The sequence below is a fragment of the Pseudomonas viridiflava genome, from assembly GCF_001642795.1.
Lineage (GTDB): Bacteria > Pseudomonadota > Gammaproteobacteria > Pseudomonadales > Pseudomonadaceae > Aquipseudomonas > Aquipseudomonas viridiflava.
Genome location: NZ_LKEH01000017.1, coordinates 505,690 through 512,186 on the forward strand (window position 1 = coordinate 505,690; position 6,497 = coordinate 512,186).

Annotated in this window: 4 protein-coding genes; 1 reads left to right on the forward strand and 3 read right to left on the reverse strand. The window is 61.3% G+C overall.

Annotation, left to right across the window (positions count from 1 at the left end):
• The first annotated feature begins 193 nt into the window (after nucleotides 1-193).
• Nucleotides 194-2,005: a monovalent cation:proton antiporter-2 (CPA2) family protein gene (locus tag AO065_RS03445; protein ID WP_004886912.1), complete on the forward strand. Its 1,812-nt coding sequence runs from the start codon at nucleotides 194-196 to the stop codon at nucleotides 2,003-2,005.
• Between the two features lies 1 nt (nucleotide 2,006).
• Here AO065_RS03445 and AO065_RS03450 read toward each other — a convergent pair whose 3' ends face one another.
• The 3 genes from AO065_RS03450 to AO065_RS03460 are packed head-to-tail and all read right to left on the reverse strand — an operon-like array spanning nucleotide 2,007 to nucleotide 6,039.
• The gene (locus tag AO065_RS03450) at nucleotides 2,007-3,422 is read right to left on the reverse strand and encodes an efflux transporter outer membrane subunit (RefSeq protein WP_004886910.1); all 1,416 of its coding nucleotides are present in this window, start codon (nucleotides 3,420-3,422) and stop codon (nucleotides 2,007-2,009) included.
• Nucleotides 3,419-4,474, reverse strand: a complete 1,056-nt coding sequence (locus AO065_RS03455; protein WP_004886907.1) for an HlyD family secretion protein — start codon at nucleotides 4,472-4,474, stop codon at nucleotides 3,419-3,421. The genes AO065_RS03450 and AO065_RS03455 overlap by 4 nt, the downstream gene beginning before the upstream one ends.
• A 20-nt stretch (nucleotides 4,475-4,494) precedes the next feature.
• Nucleotides 4,495-6,039, reverse strand: coding sequence for an MFS transporter (locus tag AO065_RS03460; RefSeq protein WP_004886905.1), 1,545 nt, complete (start codon nucleotides 6,037-6,039; stop codon nucleotides 4,495-4,497).
• Between the last annotated feature and the right edge of the window lie 458 nt (nucleotides 6,040-6,497).

The window sequence follows — 6,497 nt, forward strand, 5'->3', positions numbered from 1 at the left end:
ACGCTGATGCATGACCGATGGCATGGACGGAATACGTCCCTGCAACTTACCACCTCCCCTTTCTACGATCCTGTGTGCAAACATCAATGCGATTGATGTTCGTCATGCCGGATTCAACGTTGCCGTGAAAAACTCACGTGGTTTAATGCGGGCCTGTTTCAAATCGTTTCCTGACATTGCCAAGGAGTTTCACATGCCCCATGAAGGCAGCCTGCTGCAGGCAGCAGTGGTGTTTCTGTTCGCCGCCGTCATCGCCGTCCCGCTGGCCAAGCGCCTGAAACTCGGTGCCGTGATCGGTTATCTGGCCGCCGGCGTCGTGATCGGCCCATCGGTGCTGGGGTTGATAGGAGATACGGAGAGTGTCAGCCATATCTCCGAACTTGGGGTGGTATTACTGCTGTTCATTATCGGCCTTGAGCTGTCGCCAAAGCGTTTATGGGTGATGCGCAAGGCAGTGTTCGGCGTGGGCACGGCACAGGTGTTACTGACTGGTCTGGTCATCGGCGCAGTTGCCCTGGTTGCCTTCGGACAATCGATGAACACCGCGATTGTGCTGGGCCTTGGTCTGGCACTGTCCTCCACGGCTTTCGGCCTGCAGAGTCTGGCCGAGCGTAAGGAACTGAACAGCCCGCATGGGCGTACGGCGTTCGCCATTCTGCTGTTTCAGGACATTGCAGCCATCCCGCTGATCGCGCTGGTGCCATTTCTGGCCGGTGGGGACCATGCGACCAGCACTCAGGAAAGCATCAACCATGGTCTGCGCGTACTGGGCAGCATCGCCATCGTGGTCGTGGGCGGACGTTACTTGCTGCGCCCGGTGTTTCGCATCGTGGCCAAGACCCGCATTCAGGAAGTGTCGACCGCTACTGCGCTGCTGGTGGTGATCGGCACAGCGTGGTTGATGGAACTGGTCGGTGTGTCCATGGCGCTGGGCGCTTTTCTGGCAGGCCTGCTGCTCGCCGACTCCGAATACCGACACGAACTGGAAGCTCAGATCGAACCGTTCAAGGGTTTGCTGCTGGGGCTGTTCTTCATCAGTGTCGGCATGGGCGCCAACATCGGCCTGCTGTTCAGCGCGCCACTGGTGGTGCTTGGCCTCACGGTGTTGCTGGTCGCAATCAAGTTGCCGCTGTTGTTCATCATTGGCCGCACCGCAGGTGGCCTTAGCAAGCGCAGCGCATTGCGCCTGGGTCTGGTGCTGGCAGCGGGCGGTGAGTTCGCCTTCGTGGTGTTCAAGATCGGCAGCGCTCAGGGGCTGTTCGAAGCAGGCCTCTATGACATGCTGGTACTGACCATCACCCTGTCGATGGCGATCACCCCGCTCTTGTTCATCGCATTGGCGCGCTGGATCAAGCCCAAGGCCAAAGTGGTGGAAGTACCGGAAGAGTACCGCGACATCCAGACCGACAAGCCACGCGTGGTCATCGCCGGCATGGGAAGGATGGGCCAGATCGTTGCGCGTATCCTGCGTGCGCAGAAAATCCCGTTCATTGCCCTGGACACTGCAGTGGAGTCCATCGAATTCTCTCGCAGCTTCGGCAACGTGCCAGTGTTCTACGGCGATCCGTTGCGTCCGGAAATCCTCAGAGCAGCCAAGGTGCAGGACGCCGAGTTTTTCATCATTGCCACCGATGACCCGGACATCAACATCAAGACGGCCGAACTGATCAACAAGCTGTATCCGCACATGAAGATCATCGCTCGTGCCCGCAACCGTCAGCACGTTCACAAGCTGATGGATGCCGGTGCACATGCAGTGCGTGAGACCTTCTACTCAAGCCTTGAAATGTCGCGACAGACGCTGCTGGGGCTGGGTTTGAGCGAGGCGCAGGCCGATGCGCGCATCAGCCGCTTCAAACGTCATGACGAACAGGTGCTCGCCGCGCAGCACGAGATCTACGACGACGAAGCAAAAGTGCTGCAAACAGCCCGCGAGGCCAGGGTCGAGCTGGCCCAGTTGTTCGAGGCCGACCGGCTCGACGAAGAAGAGGCCGCAAAAGCCTGAGCTACCAGCCACCGCCCAGCGCGCTGTACAGCCCGACCAGCGCCTGGGCTTGAGTGGTTGAACTCTGGACCCACTGTTCCTCGATGTCCAACAGGGTGCGCTGCACCGTGAGGACGTTGAGGAAGTCCACCACACCTTCTGTGTATTGCCGCTTGGCGGTGTCCAGCGCGATACGGTTCTGGCGCACCGCCTCGTCCAGTTTGCGCTGCTGAAGCTGGCTGGCGTTGTAGAGACTCATGCTGTCGTCGATTTCCTGCCAGGCGCGCAACACGGTCTGCTGATACGCCAGTGCTGTTTCCTGCCCCTGGGCTTCGCGCAAACGCAACATGCCGCGCAGCCGGCCGCCTTCGAAAATCGGCAGGCTCAGTTGTGGGCCGATACCGAACTGGCGTGAGCCCCAACTGCCGAGGTCAGACAGTTGCAGGGCCTGAAAACCGACGTTGCCTGACAGCACGATGCGTGGATAGAAATCGCCTTGTGCGACACCAATGCTCGCGGTCGCGGCATGCAGCCGCGCTTCGGCACGGCGAATGTCCGGGCGGCGCTGCGCCAGCTCGGAGGGCAGGCCCACCGGTACAGTGGCGGGCACAGCAACCATTTCCACAGGTTTTTCCAGCTCGCTCTGCAAGGCTCTGGGCGATTGCGCCAGCAACAGGCTCAATGCATTGATCAGCCTGGCCTGTCGCTGCTCAAGTACTGGAAGACGGGACTCGATCGCCGATACCTGCGCAGCGGCTTCAGCCACATCCAGATTGGTCGCCACCCCACTGCCCTGCCTGACCTTCGAAAGCTCCAGGCTGTTGCGGGACAATTGCAGGTTTTGCCGGGTCACGGCGAGGACCGACTGGGTGCCACGCAGCTGCAGATAGTCCCTCGCTACTTCCGCCTGAAGCGACAGCAAGGCTGCGCGCCGGTCGTTGTCCGCAACGTCTACGTTGGCGTCGGCAGCCTCGACTTCGCGCTTGACCCGCCCCCACAAATCAACTTCCCAGCTGGCATTGATGCCGCCGTCCCACTGGCTGAACGCCGCCCTGCCCTCGTTGCCCGACGGATCGTTCAACCCTTCGGCGCTGTTGCGTTTGCGCTGGTAACCCAGCTTGCCGTCCACACTGGGCACTTGCTCGCCGGCGATCACCTGACGCGCCGCCCGACTTTGCGCCAGTCGCGCCTCCGCCATTTTCAGATCAAGGTTGGAAGCCGCCGCCCGATCAATCAATGATGACAACTGGGGATCACGGAATATCTCCCACCATCGAGCGCTATAAGGGGTGGTATTAACTTGACTGGCTGCCTGTTCTCCCTGAATGGGCAACCACTGCACGTCGCTGGTTTGCGGGCGCTGGAAATCCTGTCCGACCTGGCAGCCCGACAGACTCGCCAGCAGCACCAGGCTGCTCGCAGCAGCGATGCGGCTCACAAGGCACCCACTGGCTGTTCAGTGGATGGGGATTGCGTGTCGATACTGGCGTCCACCGACATCCCGACCCTCAACCTTGCCGCAAGCGGTTGCCCCGGATCGAGGATGATTTTCACCGGGATGCGCTGCACGACCTTGGTGAAATTACCGGTGGCGTTGTCGGGCCGCACGGCAGCGAAGGTCACGCCGGTGGCAGGGGCAATACTCTGTACGTGAGCCTTGAGGACTTCATCGGGATAGGTGTCGACACGCACCTCGACTGATTGCCCCACACTCACATGGGTCAGTTGGGTTTCCTGAAAATTGCCCACGACATAGGCGTCGGCGAGCGGCACCACTGACAGCAACTTGCTGCCGGGATTGACGTAGTTACCGACGCGCACCGCCCGCTCACCCACGACACCGTCAATGGGCGCAACGATGTGCGTGTAGGACACCTGCAACTGCGCCTGATCACGGGCGGCCTGTGCGTGCTTGAGGCCTGCTTCGGCGCTGTGCTGGCGAGCCGTCAGGATATCGACCTGCTTGCGCTCGGCCACCAGTGACGCACTGGCACTGGCGTGGTTGGCATTGGCCGTGTCGATCCGGTTGCGCGCTTGCTGCGCGTTCTGCACAGTCCCTGCACCGGCGCCTGCCAGATGCTCGTAGCGGTCGCGTTCCTGTTCGGCAAAGCGCACCGCTGCTGTACTGGCGGTCAACGCGGCCCTGGCCTGATCGATCACCGCAGTCTGACGCTGCAACAACGCAGTGACCTGCTCCAGCTCCGCCGCTGCGGTCGCTACACCCGCCTCTGCCGAAGCCAGCGCCGTCTGCACATCGCGATCATCAATCACCGCCAGCAATTGCCCTGCCTTGACCGGCTGGTTGTCTTCCACCAGCACCTGGCTGATGAAACCCGACACTTTGGGCGCGACCACCGAATAATCGGCGGTGATGAATGCGTCGTTGGTGGCCTGACGCGTGCTGTCACCGGTCAGTGTGTAGATACCCAGACCGGCGAGCACAATGGCGGCGCCGCACAGGGCCAGGGTCTGTTTTGAAGTCATGCTCATGAAAAAGTCTCGACAGAAAATCAGTTCGGCGCACGAGGCGGATAGACCCGCGTCGGCATCAAAGGAATCAACAGAATCAGTCCGGCGGCCAGCCAGCCCATGCAGAAATACAGATCGGCACTGGTCAGCACCACGGCCTGCTCGTGCAGTCGATGGGTCAGGGAGGCCACCGAATCGTCAGCAGCGAGCCAGGGTGAGTTGCCCAGACGATCGACCAGCACGTTGGAGTGAAAATGCTGGCGCGAGGTGGTCAGGGCTTCCAGCACGCCGGTGGCGATAACCGCCGACAAACCGCGCACGGTGTTGAACCATGAAGACGCAAACGGGCCATCGGGCGGAGCGATCCCGCCAGTCGCCTGCATCAGCAACGGCAGGACCGCCATCGGCTGGGCGATGATTTGCAGCAGTTGCAGGCTGTAGAAATTGTCGCGAATCCACTCCGAAGTCATTTGCGTCGCCAACCCGCAATAAAGCGCGAGCAGGCCAAGCCCGGTCGCCAATACCCAGCGGCAATCGATCCAGCGCACGTTGCACAGCGCCGCCACCAGAGGCAGTGCAAGCAACTGTGGCAAAGCAACCATCAGCATCAGCGGTGCAGTCTGCAGCGGGCGATAACCGTGCACCTGGGCCAGATAGGACGACGGAATCGAGGCGACCGCCGTCAGAACGATCAGCACGCCACCCAGCGTCAGCAACGCATGCGACAGGTTTCGACCCGCCAGCAGCTGCAGTTTGAAAAACGGCACCGGGGTGAACCATTCGTTGACCATGAACGCTACCAGCAGCACCAGTCCGCCGCCCAGCAGCCAGCAGATCAGGGTGGACTCGAACCAGTCCAGGCGATTGCCTTGCAGGATGCCGATCACCAGCGCTGCAATGGCAGGCAAACCGAGCAGCACGCCACGCCAGTTGAACGCTCTGAAGCGCTCCAGACGCAACGGGTCCTGCGGAATGCCGTGGGCAATGGCGATCATTGCGACGAGACACGGAGGGATGACCTGCCAGAACGTCCACCGCCAGTTGAAGTGCTCGGTCCACAACGCGGCAAGCGGCGTACCCAGACTCGGGCCGAAGGTTGCGGTCAGGGCGTACCCGGCCAACCCGTACAACTTGATGTGCGGCGGCAGAAAGCGCAGCGCGACGGTCATCAGCATGGGTGGCAGACAGCCCGCCGCCAGACCTTGCAGGATGCGCAGGACCAGCAGGCCGGGATAGTTCGGCGCGAACGGGCACAACAGGCCAAGCACGATGAAGGCTGTGATAGCGCCAAGGGTGAAGCGTCGCAGCGACAGGCTGACCGCGAACCATGGCGCGAAGGCCATCGCCGCAACCGAGGTCGCCGAATAGGCCGCCACCAGCCAGGTCGCTTCATCGGCACCGATGAACATCGCACCACGAATGTCAGCCATGGCAATGCGCGTCACGCCCTCGTTGATCCCGGCGACCAGCACCGCCAGCAGCACGCCCAGAAGCCCGATGATCGTCTGCAGGCCGAATACCGCAGGCGCAGGTTTGATGGGCTGGGCAGCCGGGATGACAGGGTCGATGGCGACAAGCGAAGACATGGGCGATGGATCCAGAGCGAGGGAAGCGCTGGCATTTTAGAAAACGGGGCCACTCAGGAAAATTTACATTTGCACAGCGTATAAGTGCACGGGACGCACGAATGCAGCTGCATCCGTGATCTCTGCGTTCATGGATGGCTGACCGCTGATCAAGCGCCGTTCAGAAAAAGAGAGGCGCTCTCGGGAATTTGACACGGAGCGTCACGGGCGGCATGCCCACGCGGAGCGATGGGCACGATCAGTGATAGTTCGGGAACGCTGATCGTTCCCACGCTCCAGCGCTCATCGTTATACCCAAGTCCGCAAGACGCGCAAAACGGGGGGCAAAACGAAAGTGACTGACTGAATGCATACCCCGTGGGAGGCGGCTTGCCGGCGATGGCNAGCTCAGTCACTGATAGATCGCTTCAGAAAAAGCATCGCCGGCAAGCCGCCTCCCACAGTCCGTGGTCGCAGCA

Excerpts from the sequence above, each read along its gene's own strand:
- AO065_RS03455 (WP_004886907.1), bottom strand. The coding sequence starts at position 4,474 with ATGAGCATGACTTCAAAACAGACCCTGGCCCTGTGCGGCGCCGCCATT.
- AO065_RS03445 (WP_004886912.1), top strand. The coding sequence starts at position 194 with ATGCCCCATGAAGGCAGCCTGCTGCAGGCAGCAGTGGTGTTTCTGTTC.
- AO065_RS03460 (WP_004886905.1), bottom strand. The coding sequence starts at position 6,039 with ATGTCTTCGCTTGTCGCCATCGACCCTGTCATCCCGGCTGCCCAGCCC.